The following is a 26650-nucleotide window of genomic DNA, read 5'->3' on the forward strand; positions in this document are numbered from 1 at the left end:
GCTCATGTCTAGTCAAACCACCGCACTCAACTCAGGCGTGCATGCGAAGAAGGCCGACATCTTCTGTCAAGATGAGGCTCGCGTCGATTGGCACTCTAAGGCCCTATGGGTGCTCCGTGAGAAGCGCGATCGCGCCGCCGCCAGCCTGCCAGAATGGGAGCAGCTGCGTCAGCTCGGCTCCGAAATGAAGCTCCACACCCTGACCCATCTGGGCGAATACCTGGAGACTTTCGAGAAGAACTGTCTGGCCAACGGTATCGTTGTGCACTGGGCCAAAGATGGCGCCGAGCACAACCAGATAGTCCATAACATTCTGGCCAAGCATCAGGTGAAAAAGCTGGTTAAGTCCAAGTCTATGCTCACCGAAGAGTGTCACCTCAACCCTTACCTCGAGAGCAAGGGCATAGAGGTGATCGACACCGACCTGGGTGAGCGCATCATTCAGCTGGCCAAGCAGCCACCATCACATATCGTGGTACCGGCGATCCACCTAAAGAAAGAGGAAGTGGGCGACCTCTTCCACGACAAGTTAGGCACAGAGGCGGGCGCCTCGGATCCTCTCTATCTCACCCGAGCCGCCCGCGCTCACCTTCGTGAGCAGTTCCTGTCGGCCGATGCGGCCATGACAGGGGTTAACATGGCCATCGCCGACAAGGGCGCCGTAGTGGTCTGCACCAACGAAGGTAACGCCGACATGGGCGCTAACCTGCCTAAGCTGCAGCTGCACTCCATGGGCATAGACAAGATAGTGCCGGATCTCGACAGCGCCGCCATCTTGCTGCGCACCCTGGCCCGCAACGCCACCGGTCAGCCCATCACCACCTACTCCAGCTTCTATCGTGGCCCACAGGATGGCGGCGAGATGCACGTGATCATCGTCGACAACGGCCGCACCGACATGCTGCAAGACAAGATCCTGGCGGAATCGCTCAAGTGTATCCGCTGTGGTGGCTGTCTGAACACTTGCCCTGTGTATCGTCGCTCAGGCGGTTACAGCTACAACTACACCATTCCAGGCCCTATCGGTATCGCCGTGGGTGCCCAGGCGGACGATACCCACTCTATCCCTTGGGCCTGTACCCTATGCGGCAGCTGTAGTTATGTCTGCCCGACCAAGGTGCCGCTGGATAAGATCATCCATCACCACCGTCGCCTCAAGGCCAAGGCGGGCAAACTGCCATACGGTAAGCGCAACTATATGCCGTTGGTCGGTAACTTCATGGCCAGCGAAACCATGCTCAACTGCTCCATGAGCGTCGCCCGCACCGCGCTGCGTATCCTGCCGGGCTCGCTGCTCAAGCCATTCTCTGGCGCCTGGGGCAAATACAGAGAGCTGCCGGTCGCACCTAAGTCCAGCTTCGAAGCTTGGTTTAACAAAAACAGAGGTCAATAAAATGTCGAGCAAGCAATCTATTCTCAATGCATTAAAAAGCGTCGCGGTTGCACCTCAGGCTATGCCGTCAATCAATGTCAGCCCACGTCTGGATGATGTGATTGGTCAGTTTGAAACTAACCTAGGCACAGTTGCCGGCACCCTGCACCGCGAGGGTGGCTTGGCCGCCCTGCAAGCCAAGGCCGACGAGCTGATCAAAGAAGGTAAGCAGGTGATCTCTCAGGTCGAAGGTGTCACGGGCAACCGTAACGCCCCGGACACCGCCCATGAGCTAAGAGACATCGACTTTGCGGTGATCCCTGGTGACTTAGCCGTGGCTGAAAATGGTGCCATCTGGGTCAACAACCAGCATCTGGGCCACAGGGTAACTCCCTTCATCTGTGAAAACCTGTTCTTGGTAGTGAGCGCCGACAAGGTGGTTGCCAACATGCATCAGGCGATTAAACAGATTGGTCTGGAAAGCGGAGAGTTCGGCGTCTTTATCGCCGGCCCATCCAAGACGGCGGACATCGAGCAGGCCTTGGTCGTGGGCGCCCACGGCGCCTGCAGCCTGAATGTCTACCTGGTTTAAGCGCCTAGCTTAAAACATTCGTTTAGGTCCTAAGCTTCAACCCTATTTAGCAGCCTCAAACTGCCTGGCCACCAAGCTCACTGTGGTGGCTTTTTTTTGCCTGAATTGCTTGAGTGAAATAATTTCTTGAATGAAATAGTTGTCTTAATTTGTCGCCAAACGTCAGAGAAGATGCAGACGGGATCTTGCTAGGCGGCTAGCAGTAAGTTTGCTTGGGCTGGCGTCAGTGCCAACGACAAGGGGCTAGCGAAACTGACGCTAAGCAAAGGTATTAGCAACGTGGAGTTAATGGAACAAACAGCTGGCTCTGTCCTGCATAAATTCGATAAACAGCTTCACCTTGAGGGGCTGATGGGTACGCTGATGGTACAACAGGGAGATACGTCGCTGCTCGCCGTGCCAGTCGGGCAGCACCCGGCGAAGCTCACCCGAGGCAAGCTCCCCCTTCACGAACAGTTCTGGGCCGTAGAGAATGCCGCCATCGTCTACCGTGGCGCGCACCGCACCGTTGAGATCCCCAAGGGTCAACTTGGCGGGGCCTTCGTAATAGAAATCTTCGCCGCTGACATGCTTCATCGACCAGTTAAACAGGGGCCAAACCTTGATCAAGGAGTGTTCCACCAGCTGATCCGGATGTTGCGGCGTACCGGCGCAGGCAAGATAGCCCGGCGAGGCAAACAGGCCATAATCCAAGACCCCCAGAGACTTAGAGACCCAGGAGGAGTCGGGCTGGGCGCCGCCGACGATGGCCACGTCCACCCCTTCGTCGATCAGATCGATACTGGAGTTATTCTGGGTGATATGCAGCTGAATGTCCGGATAGGCCTTGGAGAAGTCGTTTAGCACCCCGATGAAGATCATCGAGATGATAGACACGGGCGCCGCGATGCGCAGTGTGCCTTCGGCCTTCTCGACTCTGGGCTCGCTACAGCGGTCAAACTGGGCCACCACATTCTGATAGCGGCCAAAGAGCTCGCTGCCCTCCTCGGTTAACCTCAGCTTACGGGTGCTGCGCATGATCAGCTGAGTATCAAGCAGGCTTTCCAGCTTAGTCACCTTACGGCTAACGGTCGCCACAGGCATACCCAGCTCTTTGGCCACCTGAGAAAAACCGCCGGTATTCACCAGATGCACAAAAAGATGGATAAGCTCAAGTTCTGTGCCTACGCTACGCGCCATCAAAGCCTCGAAAAAAGCGATTAGAAATGGATAGGAATTATAACAAAACCGCGCACATAGCGCAGTAGAAAAGCCTTAGGCAACACTGAGCCGTATCAAGAAAAATGCAATAAATTCTCCTCTTTCACGGTAAGTGCCCCGTGAATCTCGCCCGCAAGCTGAGTTATAATCATCGGCAATGATTAATTCCCGCCAATCGAGAGAGCATTAAGATGGCTAGAACCGCCGCCGCATTACACATTTTGGTCAAACATAAAGAACTCGCCGAAGAGATCATCGAAAAGCTTAACAAGGGCGCTAAGTTCGACCAGCTCGCCAAGAAACACTCCACCTGCCCATCGGGTAAGAAAGGCGGCAGCCTGGGGGAATTTAAGAAAGGTCAGATGGTGCCCGCCTTCGACAAGGTCTGCTTCAGCGGCGAGTTGATCACGCCGCATCTGGTCAAGACAAAATTCGGTTGGCATGTGGTGAAGATCCTCTACAGGACATGATGGTTTAAGGTCTGCGTAGACATAGTAAGACGACTTGCGACCGTCTTAAACATTATTTTCGCACGAAGCGCTAAGATAGTGCATTGTAATGAACACGTTACTAAGGTGTTGTATCGGACCTGATGCTTAGGTTTAGCCTAAGTGTTCAAAGGGGGTGATAGTTAACTGCCATCCGCCCCTCTATTTATCTTAGTGAATTACACTCAACCATTCATTTGACTGATTCACCATTTTGGACACCCTAGCTTTACTGTGACCAAACGCCTGCCCGGCGGGGGTTGTGCAAATACGCCTGTGAGACGCCGTGAATATATCCCTATAGTCTCTACCGAAACATCCCTGTTTCGGAAGCTCACCGGCGTATCTACACTCGATATCAATCATCTCTTCGATTAGGCCATATTTGATGGTCGAATCAGGTAAATTAAAGCCAAAATCATTCTAGATATGTGAAGTTTCACTTCATCTGCGCACCTAACAGTTGTTATCTTGAAAAGCTCAATGCTAAGTTATTGTCACATATTGAGTTATCTTTCCTGACTAAAATAAATCTAACAGTTCTTGGTTGGACTCTATGGGGAGTTCGGATTAACTCTCTAACATATTGAAAGGAAACAGCATTGAGCGCTCAATGGACAAGAGAAGAACTAAAAGCCGCAGTGAAAGCATATATTCAGATGCGTTCTGACGAAGCTAATGGCATTCATTTCGTTAAAAAGCACATCTATTCAGAACTAGCTAGTCGTTTTGGGCGTACCGAAAAATCATTTGAATTTCGAATGCAGAATATCTCTTATGTCTACTCACTTATGGGACGAGAATGGATTTCCGGTCTAAAACCCGCGAAAAATATTGGTTCAAAAAATGCGGCAGAAATCGAAAGCCTAATATCTGAAATTGAAGGACAAAACCTCCCCGAAGTGGTCGAGTTTGAAGCTCAAGTCATATCATATAAATCAAAGGAAAACCTTTCCAAACCAGATGGCGTCAAAGAACCGAGAAAAACACATACGCAAGTAACAAGTTTCGATAGAGACCCAAAAGTTAAAGCCTGGATTCTTGTAGAGGCATCAGGAAAATGTGAATGCTGTGGCTCTGAAGCGCCCTTCACAACTGCTGATGGCGAGCCTTTCATTGAGATTCATCACCTTCGCCGTTTGGCTGACGGTGGCTCGGATACCATAACCAATGCAGTTGCTTTATGCCCAAACTGCCACAGAGAAATTCACTACGGAATGAATAGATCTGAATTAAAAAAATCAATGTATAAAAAACTATCGAGACTTGTACAAGAGTAAAGGTATTACAAGTCAATCAAGTTCGCGCCTCCAGCCCCCAGATCCTGGCGTATTGCCGAGTAAGGAAAAATATTGAGTATCGTAAAATCTATATCGCTTGCTGTTGCGGGGGTGATCGTAGTGGCTTCGTCAGCCTTTGCTGAGGTTGCTGTGCGTCTCGAATATGGCAATCCTGGCGACGAGGCAGAGCAGGCGGTGAGAGAGGAGCTTATCGCATCGGGTGTCATAGACACGGGCGTTAGCTTTATCAGTGACCACTTCAAACTTGCCGAGCCCCTTGTGGTTGTTTTTGGCGGCGATGATGGCCCGCTGTTTGATGGCGAGAGCGGCAGCATAATGATCCCCTATGCTTTCGTTGACGAGGTCAGGCACAGATTCAAGCAGGCTAACTATGATAAGACTGGCGTGACGCCTGAGCAGGCGACGGATGATGCCTTGTTGCACACCCTGTTTCACGAGTTTGCCCACGCCCTCATCGACATGTATCAGCTGCCAGTTCTCGGAAAAGAGGAAGATGCCGCCGACGCCCTCGCCACAACGCTACTCGTCGAGTTTTTCGATGATGGTCAGGAGATTGCGTTAAGCGCCGCGGATCTGTTTGATATCGAGAGTGACGACAGAGAAGTGCTTGAAGATGAAGACTTTTGGGACGAGCACAGCCTGGACGATCAACGCTACTTTACGACCCTATGTCACGTCTACGGCAGCGCCCCCGACAAGTATGTCGCCATAGTTAAAGAGGGGCTACTAGGGGAAGAGAGGGCCGAGCTATGCATCGAAGAATACGCCGCCATCTCGCGCAGCTGGCTGTCAATACTGGAGCCTTACATCAAGGCCAAAAAAACGGAAAAGCTCAGCCAGTAGAGGTGGTGAGCGCCCCTAAACATCACCTAGGCAAAACGCATCTGGTCGGGTGAGCTGTCGGCGCTTTAAGGGATGGAGTATATAAATCATCCAACTTGCCAGCTCCCCTATCTTACATCATCGGCTAAGCACTTTAGCTAACAGCTTAAGAAGCAAAGCTATCACTAAGGCTCTAAATTGGTTAGCGTATACTAAGCTTGGCTTATTCCTTCCGTCACTTGAAAGATAAGAGTCCAGCTCACAACGGACAGGCCGAGTCGTGCAACCCAGGCAGTAAAGGATATCGAATGACCGACAAATTTCAGCAGCTTGCAGACAAGATAGATGCCGCCTTACTCACAGGCGATAACACCGCCATTGCGACCATCTTAGCCGAGATAGCCAGCGCCGAAATCGCCAGGCTGCTGGAGTCCCTGCCACCAAAGGAGAGGCTAAGCGTCTGGGCCCAGGTTGCCCCCAAGCGCTGCGCCAAGGTGCTCCTGGCCCTGCCACAGCCCCAGCGCCGCGCGCTCATTCAACATACGGATGAAGCCAAGCTGATCGCCGGTCTTAGCCAGATGCAGATGGATGAGCTGGCGGATATCGACGCCGACCTACCCATGCCGGTGGTCTCGGCCATGGTGCAGGCGATGGACTCCCAGCGCAGGCAGAGATACGAGCTAGTCAGAGACTACCCCGACCAGAGCGCCGGCGGCCTGATGGATGTGGATATCAGCGCCCTGCGCGCCGATGTCTCGATAAAAGCCGCACTGCGCTATCTGCGCCGATTGCGTCAGCGCGAAGGCCAGCTGCCGGAACATCTGGACAGCCTTATGGTGGTCGATAGAAACAACACCCTGGTCGGCATCATCCCCCTGAGTCTGCTGGTTTCCAGCGAGATGGACACTAGCTTAAGCGAGCTGATGTCCACAGAGATCACCTGCTTTACACCAGAGATGTCCGCCAGCAAGGTAGCACAAGTCTTTAAAGACAAAGATCTACTGTCGGCCCCCGTGGTGGACGGTGAGCACAAGTTGATTGGCCGCATCACAGTGGATGATGTGATCGACGTGATCCAGGATGAAGCCGACAAGGCCCTCTATTCCCAGGCGGGTCTGAACAATCACCCAGACCTGTTTGCCCCCATAGTACGCAGCGCCAGCCGCCGGGCACTCTGGCTCGGCATCAACCTGCTCACAGCCTTTCTGGCGGCCTGGGTGATCGGCCTGTTCGAGGCGGCTATCGAGAAGGTGGTTGCCCTCGCCGTGCTCATGCCCGTGGTGGCCAGCATGGGCGGCGTCGCCGGCAGCCAGACCCTCACCATGGTGACCCGAGGCCTGGCACTGGATCAGATCAATCGTAATAACATCATCAAGTTGATTGGCCACGAGTTTGGTATCGGCGCGCTCAATGCCCTGCTGTGGGCATCCTTGGTCGCCTTCATCGCCCTCAAGTGGTTTGGCGACTGGCAGCTGGGGCTGGTGTTTGGTCTCGCCATGGTGATAGTGCTGATCACCGGCGTGTTAGCCGGCGCCAGCATCCCTGTGCTGCTGAAGAAGATAGGGATAGATCCGGCGCTGGCGGGCGGCGTGGTGCTGACCACAGTCACAGATGTGGTGGGCTTCTTCGCCTTCTTAGGATTGGCGACCCTGTTCATTCTTTAACGCTGATTATTCAGCTGCTTTATCCTCAGAGTTGCCTCGCGGCGCCTTGACTATCTTAAGCTCGCCATCCAGATGTAGATCCCGCTGAGGAAAGGCGATCACTATGCCGGCCTGGGTAAACAGCTTGTAGATGCGAAAACGGATGTCGCTGCGGATCCGGCGAATGTCCGCCTCTGTGTTGGCACACACCCAGAAGATGCCATCGAAGATGAGTGCGTTATCGCCAAAGTCTTCGAAGATGGCAACCGGAGACGGCGTAGTTAAGATCTCCTCATGCTCATCCAGGGTCTGCTTGATGATATCCGCCACCCGCTCCACATCCGACCCATAGGCAACCCCCACCCTCACGGTCGAACGGGCGATGTTGTCTATCAGGGTCCAGTTGGTGACGGTATTTTCCAGCAGCTGGCTGTTGGGCACCAGCATATGCACCCCGTCGTTGCGGCGGATCAGAGTCGAACGGGTATTAATGCTCTCCACCACCCCCTTGGTCTCGCCTATCTCCAGAAAATCGCCGATGCGGATCGGCCGCTCCCACATCAAGATCCAGCCGCTGATGAAGTTGTTGATGATGTTCTGCGCGCCGAAACCGACACCGATTGCCACGGCGCCCGAGACGAAGGCGAAGGCCTTAATGGGAATATTGAGAATCTCCAGGCTGGTCACCAGGATGATGGCGATCGCCAGTATGAGATAGATACGGGAGAAGAGATGCACCGCATCCGGGGCGACCTTACGGGCCAACAGGGCGCGGCGGATCAGCTTGCCGATACGAGTCACGATAAACCAAGCCAGCAGCAAAAGCAGCGGCACCTGTAACACCTGAGAGACGGTGATCGCCGAGTCTCCGTAGGTGAAGAGAACGAATGATAAGATCTCTTTAATATCCTGCCAGCTCATGCCCCGCCCCTCACTTTGCGCCGTTCATTGAGTATAACAGCCGGGGCGAAAAGCGTGATTTAGCCATCGGGGTCAATCACTTGGGCTGTGCAGCTCTCTAAGTTAAATACTGAGCCAAAGCACGGCTACCAGAAAGAGCATGGCACCCGAGAGACGATTGAGCCACTGGCCCCTGCCGCGCTGCCGAAGGAAGCTCGAGAGCCGTCGACCACCATAGGCATAGAGCAGCAAACAGGCAAACTCTATGACCACCACCAGCGTCAGCAAGACTAGCGTCTGGGTCATCAAAGGCTGCTCGGGACGAATGAAGGGCGGCAGCAGCGTCATCAGAAAAGCCCAAGCCTTAGGATTAGAGATCGCGGCGGAGAAGCCACTCAATGCCAGCGCCCCCGGCGATGATTGCGACGCACTCTCCACCTTACTGGCACAATAAGGCGAGCGCCAGCTCTTCACCCCGAGATAGATGAGATAGGCTGCCCCAAGGTATTTCACCATCAGCAGCAACCATTCATGACGGCTAAGCAAGTTGCTGATACCGACAAGCGCCAAGGTGGCGATCGACGCGATGCCCACCAACACGCCGAGCATCATCCACAGGGTTCGACGCACGCCTATGTTAGCGCCGAGCGTCATTGCCAGCATCATGCAGATCCCAGGTGAGACCGACATGAGAAAGAAGGTCAACATAAAGACCAGTAACCATGAGAAATCCACAGAGTCTCTCCCTATCCTGAGTTAAGCCTGAATGTCGTCTGGCGTCGCAACCAGCCCGGGCACAGAGAGCAGATATTCAAGTCCCTTAGCGTTGAAGCCATTGAGACTCAGCCGCTTTCGACTAAAGGGCGGGTTAATCAACTTAGTGCGAGTCGACACCCGGTTGAACCAGTCGGGATTACCTAAGGCCGCACTGCCCACGGCCACCATGTCGGCCCCCAGATGCAACGCCTGTTGGGCACTGAGGCCATCGACAATCTTGCCCGCTACCATCAAAGGAATATCACCGATAAAGCCTTCACGAATATTCGCCAGCAGGAAACTCCCCTCGCCTTCATCCGGCGCCTTAAAGCTGTCCCCCATGGAGAAGTGCAGATAGTCGATATCTTGCTCGGCGAGGATATTGGCAACCTCCATCTGATGGCTCAGCGCTATGCCACGCACATTGGCATAGCTTTCCGGTGACAGACGAACGCCGACGATAAAGTCACGGGGCAGACGACGGCGGATCTCTACGATGATGTCGCGCAGCAACTTGGTACGCTTATAGACACTGCCGCCCCATTCGTCGCTACGCTGGTTGAGGGTCGGATTGAGAAAATTACACAGCAGAAAATTGTGGGCGCCGTGGAGCTCTATGCCATCCAATCCCGCCTCAAAGGCCCGCTGCGCCGAATGAACGAAGGCCTCCTTTAGCTCGGCGATCTGTTCGCCGCTCATCTCCTGTACCCCGAGCGGATAACGTCCACCCGGTGGGATGGCAGAGGGCCCCATTGGCGCACGGCTATTTAACTCCACCGAGGCGCGTACGCCACCGTGATGCAACTGCACTAGGGTCAGCACCTCATGCCCCCTGGCCATCGCGGCCACCTTGGCAAACTGTCCCTGCTGATAATCGCTCATCAGACCGGGCTGCCCCTGCCAGCAGCGCCCGCCGGTCTGAACCTGGGTGGCGGCCAAGATCAGGGTGCCGAACCCGCCCCGGGCACACAGGCTAAGCCAGGCCATTTCGTCGCTGCTGAGATCGCCATTATCTTCGCTCATGTTATGGGTCAGCGGGGCCAGAACCGTCTTGTTTTTCGCGCTCTTACCTGCGCGGCAAAACAGCTGGGGATGGGTAAAGCTTGTCGTCACCATAGTAGATATTCCACACCATTAAACTCATGGCGCCTACTGTACACCACTCCTTGTGGCGATATAATCAGGTAAATTAGCAAGAGTAAATTTCCCAATAGGAAATAATAACTGTGAAGAGTAAGCTAGATACCATCTACCTGATGAAACTATTTGCCGCCATTGTCCACCGCGGCTCCTTTGCTGCCGCGGCCGCACAGCTGTCGATCACCCCGAGCAAGGCCTCTAAGGATATTCAATACCTGGAAAGCCTGCTCGATACCCGACTGTTGCAGCGCAGTACCCGCCATGTAACCACCACGGACGCCGGCGAACTCTTCTATCGCAAGTCCCAGGAGATCCTCGAGCTCAACGACGAACTGCTCGACAACCTGAGTCACCAAAAGACCCAGCTTAGCGGCGAGCTGCGCCTGACCGCCCCCAAGCTCTGGGGCGAACGCATACTGACCCCCATCATCTTGGCCTTCAAGCGTCATCATCCCGAAGTACGCATCAAGGCCAGCTTCTCCAACGAACACAGCGACCTTCACAGAGACAAGCTACACATCGCCTTTCGCAGCACACAGATCACCACAGAGCCTTACCTGGCGCGGCTGATCGCAAAAGATGAGTCTATACTTTGCGCCAGCCAAGACTATCTGAGTCGACATGCCGCCCCGCCGACCCCAGAGGCGCTGGCTGAACACAAGATGATCCTCCTCAGCAGCAGAGACAAGGTATTCGATCGCATCAAGCTGCTACGCACTAACCATAGTGCCATGCAGAGTATTGAACAGCGACTGGACGGCGAACTCACTTTTAACAATAAGAGCGCCATCTACCAGGCGGTCAAGGCTGGATTAGGCATCGCCGTACTGCCTAAATATCTGATCGATGCCGACCTGCGGCGGGGCGATTTGGTGACCATACTGCCCGACTACCAACTTGCGTCAGCCAACTTCTACGCCCTCTACAGCCATAGGCGAAAAGACTCGGCGCTGATCAACCTGTTTATCGACTTCGTGATCGCCGAGCTTACCCACGCACAGCCTAAAGTCGATTAGAGAGAATCCCTAGAAATCAAGATGGCAAAATAGTTACAGAGCTAATTAAACTACTCCCCATAGTTAAACTCTGTCAGCCTAAACTTCCCTTAGCTATATAAGGGTCGACAGCGCGCAAGAAGCATACACAATCGGTCTCAGTCATGGACAACAACCCAGGCACTACAGGGTAAGTGCTAACCATTCGCTCAGCCGTCATTGAGTCATCAACATGACCAACGAGACTATGGACATGATTTGCCCCAAGCCACAGCTCCAGCCAAGCTGCTGATAATTGATTGTTGGTTGTTTTTCACACAAAGGTAAGACTAATCCCATAACAGCACTAGGTGTATTGCCGCTTCATATTTTTATTTCGGTGTCCACTTATCACGCCTCAACTTCAGTAACCGCAAGGGCTACAGAGGATTAGATGAAGGTACGACTAAGCATTATCTCTGGATTCAGGGTGGAAAAACAGATCGATTGAGTGCTAATATAGTTCGAGCACTAACTATTAGTTGTGTAATTAATTTTTCATAAAAAACACTCACTTCGCTCGGGAGGGCACTATGTCGTCAGACAATGCAACGGAAGAAAATCTCATCTCACAGGTGTGGCAAACCGCCCGCCGCAAGGCCACTTACGCCATGCAACTCACCTGTCTTTTCGCCATCTTAAGTACCTATCTTTTTGTCATGTTGAAACCCGGTGGGATTCAAAATAACAAAGCGTTAGGAGGCCACTAACTCAATGCATTATTTAACCTACATCTCCCTCGCTATCTATTTTCTTGCCATGTTGGCCATAGGCCTGTTTGCCTACCGCCGTTCGACCGATGATGTGTCGGGCTACATCCTGGGCGGCAGACAGGTGAGCCCGCAGGTCACCGCCCTCTCAGCCGGTGCGTCCGACATGAGTGGCTGGATGCTGATGGGTCTGCCCGGTGCCATGTTCCTGGTGGGCTTCGAGACCATCTATATCGCCTTGGGCCTGTTACTTGGCGCCCTGGTGAATTATCTGATCGTCGCGCCTAAGCTGAGGGTCTATACCGAGGTGGCCAACAACGCGCTGACGATTCCGGAATTTTTCGCCAAGCGCTTTCATGACCCCAGCAGCAATGTACGCATCATCTCTGCGGCCATCATAGTGATCTTCTTTACCCTCTACACCTCGGCAGGCCTGGTGGCGGGCGGTAAGCTGTTCGAGTCGGCCTTCGAGGTCAACTACGAGCTGGGATTGGTGATCACCCTAGGGGTCGTCGTCTCCTACACCCTGCTCGGCGGCTTCCTGGCCGTCAGCCTGACCGACTTCGTCCAGGGCTGTATCATGTTTGTCGCGCTGATCTTAGTGCCCGTGGTGGCCTATCAGGAGTTTAGCAACGCCGATAAGATGATGAACTTCGCCTACGAGTCTATCCCTCATTTCGGCGAGGCGATGCAAAACGTCACCCTGCTGGGACTGATCTCTGCGCTCTCCTGGGGCCTGGGTTACTTTGGTCAGCCCCATATCATAGTGCGCTTCATGGCGATCCGTAGCGTATCTGACATCAAGACGGCCAAGAACATCGGCATGAGCTGGATGACGGTCACCATCATAGGCGCCCTGGCCACCGGCCTGGTGGGTATCGCCTATGCCAACAAGTTCGACATGAAACTGAGCGACCCTGAGACCATCTTCATCGTCTTCTCTGAGCTCTTGTTCCACCCCTTGATCAGCGGCTTCCTACTCGCGGCGATCTTGGCGGCCATCATGAGCACCATCTCATCTCAGCTGTTGGTGTCATCCAGCTCGCTGACCGAAGATATCTATCGCGTGGTGTCGAAAAAGAAGGCCAGCGAAGAGGAGATGGTGAAACTGGGACGCTTCGGCGTAGCCGGGGTGGCCATAGTCGCCAGCCTACTGGCACTGGATCGCTCCAACAGCATCTTATCTTTGGTGAGTAATGCCTGGGCCGGCTTCGGCGCCGCCTTCGGTCCGCTGGTGCTGTTTAGCCTGTACAAGAAGAACCTGACCCATAAGGCTGCCGTAGCGGGTATCGTCGCCGGTGCCGCCACCGTACTCTTCTGGATCTACGCACCAGTGCTGCCCGAGGGTAAGGCACTGAGCTCCATGCTCTATGAGATGATCCCAGGCTTTATGGCCAGCAGCCTGGTGATCTGGGGCGTGAGCGCCTTAGATGGCGATCCTTGTGAAAACACCATAGAGACCTTCGATGAGGCCGGGCGTCAACTAGCCGAGCAGAGATAAGGCGGGGGAAACATGGCAAACATACACTGGAAACGCATCGTCGTTAAGGTGGGTAGTGCCCTGATCGCGCCCCATAAGCAAGGATGCAGCAGCCACTATCTGCTGGGTATTGCCCAATTTATCGCTAACTGCCGCGCCCAAGGCGTCCAGGTCGTCCTGGTCTCCTCTGGCTCGGTGGCCGCCGGCTGGCACCGACTGGGTGATGTCAAACAGCCCACGGTATCGCAGAAGAAGGCGATGGCCGCCGCGGGCCAGGCCGATATGATGGCCACCTGGGATAAGTTATTCGACTTTCCCTCGGCCCAGCTGCTGGTTACCCATGGGGATCTCAGGGATCGCGAGCGTTACATCAGCATCAAGAACACCCTGTTTAGCCTGCTGGACCACGGCCTGCTGCCCATAGTCAACGAGAACGATGCGGTCACCACAGACACACTGCGTGTCGGTGACAACGACAACCTGTCGGCCATGGTCGCGGCGGCGGCCGATGCCGACGCCCTGATCATCTGCTCCGACGTTAACGGACTCTACACCAAGAATCCCCAGCTGCACGATGATGCCAAGCTGATCAAACAGGTGAACGAGATCAATGATGCTATCTACGCCATGGCAGGCGGCGCCACCAGCGAGGTCGGCACCGGCGGCATGCGCACCAAGATAGAAGCGGCCGAGAAGGCGATCGCCCACGGCATAGAAACGGTGATCATCAACGGCTTCGACCCCGATGCCTTCAACCGTCTGCTCAAGGGGCAAAACCCGGGCACCCTGTTCACCCCGTTCGACCAGCCCATGCAGGAGCATGTGCACTGGATGACCCATACCTCACAGGCCCAGGGCGAAGTGATTGTCGAAGACAACTTCGACGCCCCCCTGGATGACCAGGAGACGCAACTGACCAGCGACGATGTAGTGGCCGTAAAAGGCAACTTTTCCGTCGGTGACACCATCTTAGTGCGCAAAGGCGATGGCACTAAGCTGGCGAAGGCCCAGGCCAATTACAGCAGTTGCTTACTAAGTTTTATCGCCAAGCAACCGGACCGTGCCTTTGCCCATGATGTCGAGCAGCAAACCGGTCCCATCTTAAGCGATGAGAACATCGCCATATTGGAGTAAATATGAGCATAATTGAAACCCTATCTAGGGATGCCGCCCAGGCCGCCAAGACGCTGGCTCAGGTCGACACCCAAACCAAGAACACCATCTTACTGGACATGGCACGCAGCCTGCGCGACAACAGCTTCGAGATCCGCAGCGCTAACCTTATCGACCTCGCCAGCGCCGAGCAGGCGGGGCTGAGCCACTCCATGATAGACAGACTCACCCTGGACGGAGATCGCATCGAGGCGATGGCCCAGGGAATAGAGAACATCGCCACCCTGCCCGATCCTATCGGTGCCCAGCGCGACCTGAGTACCCGTCCTAACGGCCTAAGCATCAGCAAGATGCGGGTGCCGCTCGGCGTGGTGTGCATGATCTATGAGGCGCGCCCCAACGTTACCGCCGATGCCGGCGCCCTCTGCTTCAAATCGGGCAATGCGGTCATCTTAAGAGGCGGCAAGGAGGCGCTGCACACCAGCAAGGTGATCGCCGCCGTGCTGCAGAAGATCCTCAAACAATATGGCCTGCCGGCCTCGCTAATTGCCGTGGTGCCAGACCCAGACCGCGCCCTGCTGATGGAGCTGATGCAGCAACGCGATCATATCGATGTCATCATCCCCCGCGGCGGCGAAGGCCTGATCAACTTCGTCACCGAACACAGCAAGGTGCCCGTTATTCAGCACTTTAAGGGTGTCTGCCACCTGTATGTGGATAAGGATGCGGACCTGGACAAGGCACTGGCCTTGCTGCTGAACGGCAAGACCCAACGTACCGGCGTGTGTAACGCACTCGAGGGTCTGCTGGTACACAGCGAGGTAGCGCCTAAGTTTCTCGCCATGGCGGCCACCGCGCTGGCCAAGCACCGGGTGAAGATCAACTGCTGCGCCAATACCCAGCAATACTTCGCGACCGCCCAGGTACTCAGCGAAGATGAGTTTGGCCAGGAGTATCTGGATCTCGAACTCGCCGTGCGTCAGGTGAAGGACTTTGACCAGGCCGTCGCCCATATTCATCGTTTCGGCAGCCGCCATACCGAGGTGATCTGCACCGAAAATGAGCTAACCGCCAAACGCTTTCAGCGCACGGTCGACGCCTCTGTGGTCATGGTCAACGCCTCGTCGCGCTTCTCGGACGGCGGCGAGCTGGGGCTGGGCGCCGAGATCGGCATAGCCACCACTAAGCTGCATGCTTACGGCCCCATGGGGCTGGAGTCCCTCACCACGGAGAAATACCTGGTCAATGGCGACGGTCAGATCCGCGCCTAGCAAACATTCATAGGAGGCCCAACATCTCTTATCAAGACCCGGGATTAAATCCCCAGTTACGCATCGCCTTCATCGGCGGCGGCAACATGGCCAGCGCCATCATTCGCGGCCTGATCAAGCACGGCCACAGGAGCGCACATATCCTGGTCTGTGCCCCCAGCCAGCGCACACGCAGCCGCCTGGTGCAGGATTTTAATGTCAGGGTACACTCGGACAACAGCGCCGCGGTGGCCTTTGCCGACATCATCATACTGGCGGTGAAACCCTTCATCGTCCCCTTGGTGTGTGACGAGTTACGCCCCCTGCTTGGGCAAGTTAATAACGGCAGGAGTGAGCAAAAATTGCTGATCTCCATCGCGGCAGGACTAACCCATGCCAGCATCTCAGACAAGCTGCCCCAAAATGTTCAGCTGGTCTGCGCCATGCCCAACCTGCCAACGGCCATAGGCAAGGGACTCACCGGCCTCTATGTGCCGGGCCACCTGGATAGGCAGGCCGTCGATGATGCCGAGCAGTTGATGCGCGCCGTCGGCGATACCGTCTGGCTCGAGGATGAGCAGCAGATGGCCAGCATAGTGGCTACCGCCGGCAGTTCGCCCGCCTACTTCTTCCTGTTTTTAGAGGCGATGGAGAAGGCCGCCATCGCCCAGGGCCTGCCAGCCAAGACCGCCAGCAAGGCGGTGCTGCAGAGCGCCATGGGCGCCGTCTCTATGGCGATGGCCAGCAAGGAGGGGCTCGCTAATCTACGCCATCAGGTCACCTCCCCTAAGGGCACCACTGAGCAGGCGGTGCTGGCCTTTCAGCATGGGGATCTCGATGCCTTAGTCGCCAGGGCGATGGACAGCGCCGCCCGCCGGGCCAAGGAGCTGGCGCTCGGCTAAGCCGCTCCTCTCCTTTTACCCTGGCACAAAATAGAAGAGGCGCGCTCATAGGAGCGCGCCTCTTGTTTATCTCGCCTTTTATCTCAGTCGGGAAAATCCAAAGGGCTTATTTCGCCATGCAGTTGGCGTAGTAGGTCACGGTCGCCGGCCAGTCGCTAAACACGCCGATCACCCCAACATCCTTCGCCAGCACATCCAGCAGCTCGAAGGCCTTGCCTTCATCCTTGATCGCCTCAGTGATGCTCTGATAGTACCAGCCGCCACCCTGGGTCAGCAGGCCCGAACGCTCAAGAGTCCAGGTGATGATCTTAAGGCCCGCCGCATTGGCCGCCTTGGCATACTCCGACGGCACTATCTTGCCCTCATCGTCCAGCGTAACCAATACCCAGAGCGGCGGCGCGATGATCTGCACGCCATCACCAGCCAGACTATCCATGCCGGGTGACCAGGTGCTGCTGTTTTGCGGGTCGAAGTCGCTCAGATCGTATCTGTCATCCAGGTAGACCGCCTGCTGACCAAACTCGGGCGCATTGGCAATCCAATATTTCACGTCTTCGAGGTTGAACGACTGGGGATAGACGCTAGATGGCGAGACACCGGCCGCCTGATACTCATCCAGCATCATCTGGGCATAGTCTGCTTGCGTCATGCCATCAAACGGCATGGTCACGCTTGGCGCCTTCAGCTCTGGGGTCATCTTGACGCCCGCAGCCTTAAACATGGCGATGCTCTCGGCGTGGGTCATCAGGGTGCCCTCGCCGGCGTAGAGATCCGTGCGCCAGCTTTCCGTGCCCGCCATATACTCTTGCACATTGCTGGCCTTGGGGTTGGCGCCATCCATCTTGCCCTTGAGGCGCTTGAAATCTGCCAGAGTGATGTCGCTGGTACAACAGGTGGCAGAGGCGCTCACGCCGTTAACGGCATCGGCCGGGGTGAAGGGCACGCTACACTTGGCGGCGATATCATCGATGGCCAGAATGTTGGTGGTGGTGGCCAGGTCGCACTGGGAGTGACGGCACACCAGCGCCTTGTCGGCGGTAAAGGTCACGTCACACTCCACCACACCGGCGCCCGAGTCGATGGCCGCCTGGTAAGACTCTTTCGTATGCTCGGGAAACTGCATCGCCGCGCCTCGATGGCCGATGGCAAAGTCGCTGCGATAGAAAGGCCCCTGACGGCATTGCTCCAGCTGACTCTTGAGCTCGCCATCGACCATCTGATCCACCAGAAACAGGGGACGAACACCCACCTGGGCAGGAACCTGCTTATCGATACCCATCACTTTGATGAGGGGATTGCTCGGTTCCTGACTGTCATCATCATTGCTATTACATGCCGCCAGGCTGAGGCTTCCCAGTAGGATGCCCGCTAAGGCAGTTAGATTAGCTGATTGAATTCGCACTTTATTATTCCCTTAATTAACCATAGTCGGCCAGGGATACTAGCCAGTGCAGATGACAGTTAGACAACATTAATGTGACGATTAGCCGCCATCATCCTTGATGTTCGCCTTTAGGCAGGCCAGCAGCGCCTCGGGGGCGTCCAGGCTGATATCGTGGCCGCAATTGGGTAACATCAGCGCCTGGGTATGGTAGAAGCTGGCCAGGGCGCGGCTGCAGCGGGGATCGGCCAGACGATCCTCGGCGGCGCAGATAACCGTCACAGGAATACTCGACAGCGGCGGCGCCTGAAAGCGGGCGCAGGCGATAAGCTGACGAACGCCGTTGCAAAGACTGGTATGGCGCTCATCGCGCCAGCGGCTCCAGTTGGCGATCAGCGGCAGGTTGTCGCCATGATACAGGCTGGTGTATTGCAGTACGCAGGCCTCCACCAGGCTGAGGCCCCTGCCCAGCTTTGTCAGCTTGAGGCGCACTCCGCCTAACATCGCCCTCAGCAAGGGGAGCAGACGAAAACGGCGATACCAGGGGGAGAGATTGGCGGCGCTGCTGTTAAGCAGCACCACCTGACGAACGCGATCCGGATAGCGACTGGCCAGGGCCAGCGCCGTCATCCCCCCCATGGAGAGGCCAATCAACACCACAGACTTGCCCCTAAAGGGATTGATATGGGGTAATACCTGGCCCCAGACGCTGTCGCAATAGGCCTCTATACTCGTGGGGCTCAGCTCAGATGCCAGGCGACCATTACCGGGCAGATCCACAGTGATCACCCGCTCGCCGGCAGCAATCAGGCGCTCGACAAAGCCCTGCCAGTGGCGTTCGTCGCGCATCAAGCCCCTAAGCATTACCCAAGTGGTCATCTCTTGCCTCGATTAAACCAAAACCGCTGCCCCTCGGCGGTGAGCATTGACAGCTCGGATGGCGAGAGGCGTTCCAGCACCCTGCCGTAGGCGGCGTCGAGCAGAAACTGCATCAGCACCACGTGACGGCGCAAGATCCTGTGGTGTCTGTGGGGCGCCTGAGGATTGAAGTAGCCGGGAAAGTTAAACAGCTGTCGCGGATTCTTGCGTACCCAAGCCCATGACCCCATCTCTAAGGTTAGCGGTACGAAGGGGGTCTTGCCGTCAACCTGGGTCACCAGATAATCCCAGATGTCGCCGTGGGTGCGATAGAAATGGCTTTGGGGCGCCAGCTGATAGTGGCCGTGGTGGGGATAGCCCTTCTCAAACAACTTATGCAGTTGATAGACATAACCTATGCCGGCGAATGGCTCGCGGGTGTGGGCATGGGGAAACCAGAGGTGATCCCTGAGCCCGAAGCCCGAGTGGGCATCCAGCGCCAGCAGGCTACTGCTGCGCGCCTGTAGCGAAGTGACATAATCTATCAAGGCCTTGGTTTCCGCCGCCATCGCCTCGCCGCGATACCAGGGCAGATGACGGGAGAAGCGCTGCCCGCCGACCAGGAAGGTGACTCCCTCCTGCGCCTCTATGGGAGCATTGCGCATCAGGTCCACATCCTGACCATTGCCACGACTGCCGCGCAAGAACCCCGCCGGATTCACTATGGGGACGAAGGCCAGCCTTACCTTTCTTAATAGCGCCTGCAGGTGCGTGTCCCAGTCGAGGCGGTTAAGCAAACTGCCGAGAAACGCCAGCACCACCTGGGCGCCAATACGCTCGACCCCATGCACCCCGCCGACAAAGAGCACGCAGGGCGCGTCGCTTTCTTGCGCCCCCAGCTCGATGGCGGTCACCGACAGCGCCTCGCCGCGATAATAAAAGTCCAGCAGTGAGCGATGCCGAAAATGCGCCTGATGCTGGGCGATCAGCCGCTTTAGGGTATCGATCTCGAAGGCATGCTCAAAGGAGAACCGGCTCATTGCCCCAGCTTAACACTGCTTATCCATGGGCTTAACTTAGCCTGACAATACGACAGGGAGATGACACTCGCCAGACCTGGATTTGGGCACTTTAACGAGAGGCCCAGTGATTTAGACTAACCTTAATTTAAGCGCTTTTATTTAAGAGCTTTTATTTAAGAGCTTTTATTTAAGAGATTTGCTCTAAAGACTCTACCTTAGCGGCTTTATCTTAGCGGCTTTGCATTAGCGGCTTTCGGCCAGCATCAGGGCGTTAGCTAATCTCCTGACAAGGCCACATCTTCTAAGGATAACCCAATGAAAAATTTGTTTATTATCTTGGGCCTCTCACTCTTGCCGCTATCGGCATTCGCCGACTGGGGCCTGAGCTATAGCCTGGGGCAAACCAACCCCAAATGGCATGGTTCGGATAACGCCAGGGCCCACCGACTCGCTCTGGTCTATCCGATCCCCATGCAAGACAAGCTGCTGACCCGCCACAACCTCGGCATCAATCTGGAGCTGGCCTACCACTACTGGCAAGACTACACCCCGAGGGATAATCATGGCGTGTCACTCATCCCTGTGCTCAGTTATCAATATCCCCAGGAGAGCCTCAGCCTCTACTTCGAGGGCGGCATAGGCATCACCTATATCGACAGCGAGCATTACCTTGACCGCAGACTGGGCTCCCACTGGCAATTCGAAGACAAGTTAGGCGCCGGCGTGATACTGCAAAAGCACCACAAGCTCGGGATCGCCTTCAACCATTACTCAAACGCCAACCTCGCCAGCGAGAACGATGGCTTCAACGTGGTCGGTCTCAGCTATGATTATTTCTGGTAGTCCTTGATTGACATAAAAAAGCGCAGCCTCAGGGCTGCGCTTTTCATCAAGCTGATACGCTAAGGCTTAAGGGCAGGAGGCGCCGTAGATTTCGCTCACCCAACTGCTGTTATCGATGAAAGGATTACGGTTCTTCTGCCACTCGAACACTCGGTTGTTGCGGCGGCGCTCCCAGTCGCTGACCGGATCTTGCTGGTGCCAGCGATACAGGGTACAGAGATCCCCAAGCAGAGGCTCGCCATTACCGGTAACCCCGCTCACCACGCTGAGATCCGGCGTGCCGCTGGCATCGTTGCCCTCATACCTGACATCCATATAGAACACCATACGCGCCACATCGCCCTTCACCTCATCGCGCGGCTCGAAGCTGTCGGCATCAGTGAAGTTGCCCGGCGCCTCAGAGATCTCATTGCCGCCGGCGGCAAAGTCTTTGTTGCTGCGGCTGCTGTTCACCGTAACATCTGCCGGACGCAGGTGATGCAGATCGGTATAGGCGTACTGACTGCTGCTAGGGAAGCCATGGCTCTTGGCCCAGACGTGTTCTCTGTTCCAGGCATCGAGTGAGGTACTCAATCCGGCCCGATTCGTCTTAGGCTCAGAGCGGCCCGAGTACAGCAAGATCACATTGTTGCTGTTGGCCGGGTCTTCATCGGCATAGTTGAGTCCATCCCACACTTGGCTATAGCTGAAGCGGGTATGGCCCTTGATGATCCCATTCAGGCTGGCCTTTAGCGCCGCTCCGCTTTTGCCTATCGCATCACCATAGTAGCTGGTGTAGACATAATCACCATTGTCGCCGGCCGAGCCGTCACCGCCAGTCCCAGTACCAGTGCCGGAGCCATCGCCGCCACTCGCCACGTTATAACTTAGGCTGAGCGACACGCCACTAAAGGCCTCATAGGCAGTGATGTTCACATAGTAACGCCCGACCACAGGCGTGGTGACGCTGCACTGCTCGTTATTGCCGGTAAGATAAGGGGCGCAGTCATATTCAGACAATGTAGGCTCACTGCCCTGACGCAGATAGAGGTCGGCATCCCCGGTGCCGCCACTCATGGTGACCACCACATCGCTCGCCCCTTGGGGCAGGTCGAACAGGTAGCTGAGGGTCTGCCCCTTGGTCGCGCTAAGGTTAGACTTTGGCTGACCATTGCCCAGCTGATTGTCGCTGCCACCAGCGGAGGTGTCACAGCTATCCAGGCTACCCGTGCCCGGCGTGCCGGCGTTGTCCATGGCGCTCCAGTCGGCCTGCGACTTAGTGTTTATCACTGTTGTACGCGCCAGGGAGACGTCGCGTACGTTTAGCGACCAACCACTCAGGCCCCCTTCCCAGGCGACCAGATCCACCTCTTCGCTGCCCTTCGACAGACGCACGAAGTCACCCGAGTTGCCTAGGGTTAACGACATGGGAGATTGATCTGGATTGGTGTTGAACAGGCTGTAGAAACCCGCCTGGTTGACTGCTACCGTATAGTAGGCGCCAGGGGCGAGCGTACCCTGCAAGGCATAGCTGCTGCCGTTGTCGCTGAGCTGGTACTGACTCAAGTCGACACTGCTGCAGCCGGCGTTATACAGCTCGACATACTCTTCGACGCTGTCATTGTTAGGCGCATCGTATAACACTTCGCTGATCAGCAGATTGGCATTGGCATTGAAAGCCAGGCCAGCCACTAACGCAGCCGTTGATAACTTATACATATCCATCGTAAATTTTCACTCTAGTATTTTTATTATTGAGCCCGGCCTAAGGCCTGGGCTGACCCCGTACGCCACGAAGGCAAATCCCTTCGGGGAGCACAAGGAGGCATACTAACGCCCCAAGGTTACAAATTGAAACATTTAAACCATCATCTTGATAACCTTTGATTAAAATCAAGCTAACAGGCAGTTCTCGCGGGATTTTTACAACAGGTGCTTTTACAGCAGGTGCTTAGAAATAGGTTCTGTCCGAGTAGTCATAGAGCCATTCGGGACGATAGACCACCATCAGGGTCACCGCCATGCCATTGAGCAGCGCCTCGGGGAAGGCCAGCAGCGGGATCAGCAGCAGATAGTTATCTGTCAGATAGGCCCAGTCATAGTCGGTCGTCAGGTAGAGCCAGATCGACCAGCTGAGTATGTGAAACACTATGCAGAGGAAGGCATTCATGAAGGCGCCGCAGAAGATGTAGACGAACAGATGGTGCGGCAGATACTTAAACACCTGACTGTAGACCACATAGCTGAGAAACAGCGGCAAGGCGATGGCCACCAGGCCATAGGTGGCAAAATCCAGCGGCAACTTGAGCATGAAGGTGGCGAAGAAGGCGACCGGCAACAGCAGCGCCAGGGTAGCCAGGCGCCAACCAAACATCAGCATCAGAGTCACCAGGCCGAGAAAGTGGGCATGAATCCCCGGGGTGATGCTGGCGTCGATAAGCCAGAGGGCATTGACGAAGAAGATGGCCAGTAGCAAGCGGGTCTGCAGCGCCTTATCCTTAAGTAGCGCCTTCACATCCTCGACCGGCCAGATGGCCCAAAGCCAGAGTGCCAGCACGGCCATGGTCAGCAGCTGAGCACCGCCAAATTGCCAATTTATCTCACTCCATCTTTGTAGCAAGAATGCCGTCATCGCCTTTCTAACCCCATCAAAATCCTAGCGGCCCGCTTAGCGCAAATGTCCGCTAATATCTTTCGCTAAACCGCTTCCCCTTGGCGCTCACCCTAGCATAGACCCTAACGGGGCGTCATCAATCCTTGGCTAGTCAGGAGTGAGGACTGGCGAAAACCAACCGAAAAACCACCACGATATAAGCCACTGTTAATCTACTTAATTTTGGGTAATAATCCTCTGACGCAGTGAGGAAAGGGACATCATGCTAAAGTACTGGTACAAAGACTTTGCCCAATATCCACCGGGCCACAGAGACTATTGGCGCACCCGTTTGATCGGCCATACCCTGCTGCTCAGCAGCAGCTTCTTCCTGGTGCTCACCCTGCTCAACATCTTCTATTTCGAGAGCTATGAGTACGCCACCCTGGATGCCAGCGGCTTCGTGCTTTCCCTATCGATTCTGGCCTTCTTCAACCGCACCGCCAACGTCAACCTCGCCTCCTGGGCAGTGACCCTGATGGTCACCGGATTGATCCTGCTGTTCGTCACCTCTGTGGGCGGCTATGCCCACTCTCTCTATTGGGCAACCCTGATCCCGCCGTTCGCCTTCTTCCTCCTCGGACGGCAACGAGGTAGCCTGGTCTCTCTAATCGCCTTCGGGGTTTGCGCCTACATAGTCTATGGCCAGATCCAGGAGGCCAAGCCCGTCACCTTCGGCATGGGCGCCCTGTTCAATGTCATCGAGGTATCCATTGCCCATATCTTGCTGTTTCGTTTCTACGAGGGCACCCGCTCCTCGGCCTATCGTCAACTGGGCGAGCGCAACGCCAAGATCCAGAAACTGGCGGAGACCGACAAGCTCACCGGCCTCTACAACAGAGAGAAACTCGACATCACGATCGAGGAGTGTGTGCTGCAGAGCCGTCACCGGCAGACCCCCTTTAGCCTGCTGATTCTGGATGTGGATTACTTCAAGCAGATAAATGACGCCCACGGCCACCTGACCGGCGATCGCGTGCTGATCCAGCTGGCCGACAGCCTCAGGAGCCTCTGCCGTGAGGGAGATTTTCTGGCCCGCTGGGGCGGCGAAGAGTTCGTGATCCTGCTGCCCGATACCTCACTCTCAATCTGTGTCGCCGTGGCCGAACAGCTACGCCAGGATATCGCCGCACAGAAGTTTGATGGCCAGTCTCTCACCATCAGCCTGGGGGCCGCCCAGCTCAGAGAAGATGACACCATCAAGACCCTGGTCAACCGCGCCGATAACGCCCTCTACCAAGCCAAACACACGGGCCGCAACCGGGTCGTGGCCGAAGCCGCCAGCCCTCACATCTGCGCCGTTAACGACTAAACATCAGCAATTAAGGCCGCTATTGCTGCTTTAGCTCAGACAGTCCTGGCACGTGCCAGCCACTACCTATGGCTAGTTTGCCTGCGGCGACTAAGCTGCTAGTATGAATCCAATAACACCCTAAAAAACCAATAATATGAATACCCTAACTAAAGTAAGTCTCGCCATTGGCCTCCTGTTTTCCGCCAGCGCTCTGGCGCAAACCACCCTAATCCATAACCTCAAGGGCTACACCCTGGAGCAGGGAAAGCTGACCCAGTTTAGCGCCATCGCCTTTAGTGACGACAAGATAGAGAAGATCTACCAGCAGCCGCCGAGTGAGCTGCAAACGCAATCCACTAACGTCAAGGTGATCGATGCCAAGGGGCAGACCATGTTACCTGGACTCATCGATGCCCACGGTCACGTGCTCGGTTGGGGGCTAAATCTGATCCGGGTCGATCTCAAGGGTAGCGAGTCTGAACAGGCCGCCGTAGCGAGAGTTCACGCCTTTAGAAAGCAAAACAGGGATCTTAACTGGGTGCTGGGCCGAGGCTGGAACCAGGTGCTCTGGCCAGAGAAAAGCTTCCCCACCGCCAAAGCCTTGGATAAGGCCTTTCCCGACACGCCCGTGTGGCTTAGACGGGTCGATGGCCATGCTGGCTGGGCCAACAGCGCCGCCATGAAGCTAGCGGGCATCAATGGCGACACCCAGGCCCCCAGCGGCGGCGAGATCATCCGCGACGATAAGGGGCAACCCAGCGGCGTGTTTATCGACAATGCCATGGCGCTTATCGAACAGCAGATCCCAGCCCTGACCCAGGCGGAGCAGGCCCGCGTGCTACGTGCGGCCATGACAGATCTCGCCCGGCTCGGCCTCACCAGCGTGCACGATGCCGGTGTCGGTCACGATACCCTCGCCGCCTACCGCCAGCTGGCGGACGATAAGCAGATGCCGATCCGCATCTACGCCATGGTCGCCGCCGACGATAGTCAGTTCGACAAGACCCTGGCCAAGGGCCCCTATCGCCATCCTGGCAGCATGCTGGATATCAGCAGCGTGAAGATCTCCGCCGATGGCGCTCTGGGCAGCCGCGGCGCCGCCCTGCTACAGGACTACTCGGATCTGCACGGCCATAAGGGACTGCTGCTCTACAAGGAAGATGAGCTGAAGGCCTTGATGCTGAAGTCGATGCAGGCGGGATTTCAGGTGAACACCCATGCCATAGGCGATCGTGCCAACAAGCTGGTGCTGGATGATTACCAGAGTCTAATCGCCAAGACCCACACCAGGGCGCTGAGACACAGGGTCGAGCACGCCCAGATACTGCAACTGAGCGACATTCCCAGGTTTGCCGAGCTTGGGGTGATCGCCTCCATGCAAGCAACCCACGCCACCAGCGACATGAACATGGCCGAAGACAGGGTCGGCCCCCAGCGGATCAAGGGCGCCTACGCCTGGCGTAGCCTATTGGATAGCGGCGCGGTGATCGCCGCAGGTTCAGACTTTCCCATCGAGTCGGCCAATCCCTTCTTTGGCCTACACGCCTCGATCACCCGCCAGGATCACGCCAATAAGCCCGAGCAGGGCTGGTATCCCGGCGAGAAGATGAGCCTCATCGAGGCACTAAATAGCTTTACCCATGACGCCGCCTACGCCGCCCATCAGGAAACCCAGATAGGCGAACTGCTGCCCGGCATGAAGGCCGACTTCATCCTTTTAAAAGACGACCCCTTCACCATGGACCCGCAGCAACTATGGCAAACTCAGGTGAACCAGACCTGGGTTAACAGCAAGAAGGTGTTCGACATCAAGGATGCCCAGTAACGATAAGCCCTATGCTAGATGGATATAAGCCCACTAGCAAGACGTAGCAAAAAGCCCGGTTCGATGATCGGGCTTTTTTACTGTCTAAATAC

24 protein-coding genes are annotated in these 26650 nt (G+C 55.8%); 15 read left to right on the forward strand and 9 right to left on the reverse strand.

Annotated features, from left to right (window positions below):
* Positions 1 to 4 precede the first annotated feature (4 nt).
* Together AYI87_RS10420 and AYI87_RS10425 are read left to right on the forward strand one after the other, a co-directional pair.
* Positions 5 to 1393 carry a lactate utilization protein B gene (locus AYI87_RS10420; RefSeq protein ID WP_144201865.1) on the forward strand — a complete coding sequence of 463 codons (1389 nt, stop codon included), beginning with the start codon at positions 5 to 7 and terminating at the stop codon, positions 1391 to 1393.
* 1 nt (position 1394) lies between these two features.
* Positions 1395 to 1964 carry a lactate utilization protein C gene (locus tag AYI87_RS10425; protein WP_144201867.1) on the forward strand — a complete coding sequence of 190 codons (570 nt, stop codon included), beginning with the start codon at positions 1395 to 1397 and terminating at the stop codon, positions 1962 to 1964.
* Positions 1965 to 2249: 285 nt separating this feature from the next.
* On the opposite strand, the gene AYI87_RS10430 is transcribed toward AYI87_RS10425, so the two are convergent.
* Positions 2250 to 3143, reverse strand: coding sequence for a LysR family transcriptional regulator (locus tag AYI87_RS10430; protein WP_011866804.1), 894 nt, complete (start codon positions 3141 to 3143; stop codon positions 2250 to 2252).
* 212 nt (positions 3144 to 3355) lie between these two features.
* Between AYI87_RS10430 and ppiC the strand changes: the two genes are divergently transcribed.
* From ppiC to mgtE, 4 genes are all read left to right on the forward strand, one after another.
* The gene (ppiC, locus tag AYI87_RS10435; RefSeq protein ID WP_144201869.1) at positions 3356 to 3634 is read left to right on the forward strand and encodes a peptidylprolyl isomerase PpiC; all 279 of its coding nucleotides are present in this window, start codon (positions 3356 to 3358) and stop codon (positions 3632 to 3634) included.
* A 620-nt stretch (positions 3635 to 4254) separates the two neighbouring features.
* Entirely contained in the window at positions 4255 to 4932 is a 678-nt protein-coding gene (locus tag AYI87_RS10440; RefSeq protein WP_144201871.1) for an HNH endonuclease, read from the forward strand.
* 72 nt (positions 4933 to 5004) lie between these two features.
* Positions 5005 to 5796 (forward strand): DUF4344 domain-containing metallopeptidase, encoded by a 792-nt coding sequence (locus AYI87_RS10445; protein WP_260865119.1) that lies wholly within the window; start codon positions 5005 to 5007, stop codon positions 5794 to 5796.
* A 287-nt stretch (positions 5797 to 6083) separates the two neighbouring features.
* Positions 6084 to 7439, forward strand: coding sequence for a magnesium transporter (gene mgtE, locus AYI87_RS10450; RefSeq protein WP_144201873.1), 1356 nt, complete (start codon positions 6084 to 6086; stop codon positions 7437 to 7439).
* 6 nt (positions 7440 to 7445) lie between these two features.
* Here mgtE and AYI87_RS10455 read toward each other — a convergent pair whose 3' ends face one another.
* The 3 genes from AYI87_RS10455 to AYI87_RS10465 all read right to left on the reverse strand — a co-directional run bounded on the left by AYI87_RS10455 (position 7446) and on the right by AYI87_RS10465 (position 10190).
* Positions 7446 to 8339: a mechanosensitive ion channel family protein gene (locus tag AYI87_RS10455; protein ID WP_144201875.1), complete on the reverse strand. Its 894-nt coding sequence runs from the start codon at positions 8337 to 8339 to the stop codon at positions 7446 to 7448.
* Positions 8340 to 8441: 102 nt separating this feature from the next.
* The gene (locus tag AYI87_RS10460) at positions 8442 to 9053 is read right to left on the reverse strand and encodes a LysE family translocator (RefSeq protein WP_144201877.1); all 612 of its coding nucleotides are present in this window, start codon (positions 9051 to 9053) and stop codon (positions 8442 to 8444) included.
* A 21-nt stretch (positions 9054 to 9074) separates the two neighbouring features.
* Positions 9075 to 10190, reverse strand: coding sequence for an NADH:flavin oxidoreductase (locus tag AYI87_RS10465; protein ID WP_144201879.1), 1116 nt, complete (start codon positions 10188 to 10190; stop codon positions 9075 to 9077).
* Between the two features lie 110 nt (positions 10191 to 10300).
* Between AYI87_RS10465 and AYI87_RS10470 the strand changes: the two genes are divergently transcribed.
* The 6 genes from AYI87_RS10470 (at position 10301) to proC (ending at position 16703) form a co-directional block, all read left to right on the forward strand.
* Complete coding sequence (locus AYI87_RS10470; RefSeq protein ID WP_222116774.1) at positions 10301 to 11230, forward strand: LysR family transcriptional regulator; 930 nt, start codon at positions 10301 to 10303, stop codon at positions 11228 to 11230.
* 551 nt (positions 11231 to 11781) lie between these two features.
* Positions 11782 to 11958, forward strand: coding sequence for a hypothetical protein (locus AYI87_RS21215; protein ID WP_186300604.1), 177 nt, complete (start codon positions 11782 to 11784; stop codon positions 11956 to 11958).
* A 4-nt stretch (positions 11959 to 11962) separates the two neighbouring features.
* The gene (gene putP / locus AYI87_RS10475) at positions 11963 to 13459 is read left to right on the forward strand and encodes a sodium/proline symporter PutP (RefSeq protein ID WP_144201880.1); all 1497 of its coding nucleotides are present in this window, start codon (positions 11963 to 11965) and stop codon (positions 13457 to 13459) included.
* 12 nt (positions 13460 to 13471) lie between these two features.
* Positions 13472 to 14572, forward strand: a complete 1101-nt coding sequence (gene proB, locus AYI87_RS10480; protein WP_144201882.1) for a glutamate 5-kinase — start codon at positions 13472 to 13474, stop codon at positions 14570 to 14572.
* Positions 14573 to 14574: 2 nt separating this feature from the next.
* Complete coding sequence (locus tag AYI87_RS10485; protein WP_144201884.1) at positions 14575 to 15822, forward strand: glutamate-5-semialdehyde dehydrogenase; 1248 nt, start codon at positions 14575 to 14577, stop codon at positions 15820 to 15822.
* Positions 15823 to 15845: 23 nt separating this feature from the next.
* Positions 15846 to 16703, forward strand: a complete 858-nt coding sequence (gene proC / locus AYI87_RS10490) for a pyrroline-5-carboxylate reductase (protein WP_258406656.1) — start codon at positions 15846 to 15848, stop codon at positions 16701 to 16703.
* Between the two features lie 106 nt (positions 16704 to 16809).
* Here the strand turns inward: proC and AYI87_RS10495 are convergent, their stop codons facing one another.
* From AYI87_RS10495 to AYI87_RS10505, 3 genes are all read right to left on the reverse strand, one after another.
* The gene (locus tag AYI87_RS10495; RefSeq protein WP_144201888.1) at positions 16810 to 18105 is read right to left on the reverse strand and encodes a glycerophosphodiester phosphodiesterase family protein; all 1296 of its coding nucleotides are present in this window, start codon (positions 18103 to 18105) and stop codon (positions 16810 to 16812) included.
* Between the two features lie 81 nt (positions 18106 to 18186).
* On the reverse strand, positions 18187 to 18963 hold the full coding sequence (locus tag AYI87_RS10500; RefSeq protein WP_144201891.1) for an alpha/beta fold hydrolase: 777 nt from the start codon (positions 18961 to 18963) through the stop codon (positions 18187 to 18189).
* Positions 18960 to 19982, reverse strand: coding sequence for a M14 family zinc carboxypeptidase (locus AYI87_RS10505; RefSeq protein WP_144201893.1), 1023 nt, complete (start codon positions 19980 to 19982; stop codon positions 18960 to 18962). The genes AYI87_RS10500 and AYI87_RS10505 overlap by 4 nt, the downstream gene beginning before the upstream one ends.
* 297 nt (positions 19983 to 20279) lie before the next feature.
* Here AYI87_RS10505 and AYI87_RS10510 point away from each other — a divergent pair, with 297 nt between their 5' ends.
* A complete protein-coding gene (locus tag AYI87_RS10510) occupies positions 20280 to 20807 on the forward strand; it encodes an acyloxyacyl hydrolase (protein ID WP_144201895.1) in 528 nt (175 codons plus the stop codon).
* Between the two features lie 66 nt (positions 20808 to 20873).
* Here the strand turns inward: AYI87_RS10510 and AYI87_RS10515 are convergent, their stop codons facing one another.
* Together AYI87_RS10515 and AYI87_RS10520 are read right to left on the reverse strand one after the other, a co-directional pair.
* Positions 20874 to 22511, reverse strand: a complete 1638-nt coding sequence (locus tag AYI87_RS10515; protein ID WP_144201897.1) for an endonuclease — start codon at positions 22509 to 22511, stop codon at positions 20874 to 20876.
* Between the two features lie 226 nt (positions 22512 to 22737).
* Positions 22738 to 23418 carry an energy-coupling factor ABC transporter permease gene (locus AYI87_RS10520; RefSeq protein WP_144201899.1) on the reverse strand — a complete coding sequence of 227 codons (681 nt, stop codon included), beginning with the start codon at positions 23416 to 23418 and terminating at the stop codon, positions 22738 to 22740.
* Between the two features lie 244 nt (positions 23419 to 23662).
* Here AYI87_RS10520 and AYI87_RS10525 point away from each other — a divergent pair, with 244 nt between their 5' ends.
* A complete protein-coding gene (locus AYI87_RS10525; protein ID WP_144201901.1) occupies positions 23663 to 24751 on the forward strand; it encodes a sensor domain-containing diguanylate cyclase in 1089 nt (362 codons plus the stop codon).
* A gap of 136 nt (positions 24752 to 24887) precedes the next feature.
* The gene (locus tag AYI87_RS10530; protein ID WP_144201903.1) at positions 24888 to 26558 is read left to right on the forward strand and encodes an amidohydrolase; all 1671 of its coding nucleotides are present in this window, start codon (positions 24888 to 24890) and stop codon (positions 26556 to 26558) included.
* Positions 26559 to 26650: the final 92 nt, after the last annotated feature.

Source organism: Shewanella sp. KCT, from assembly GCF_007636505.1.
Lineage (GTDB): Bacteria > Pseudomonadota > Gammaproteobacteria > Enterobacterales > Shewanellaceae > Shewanella > Shewanella halotolerans.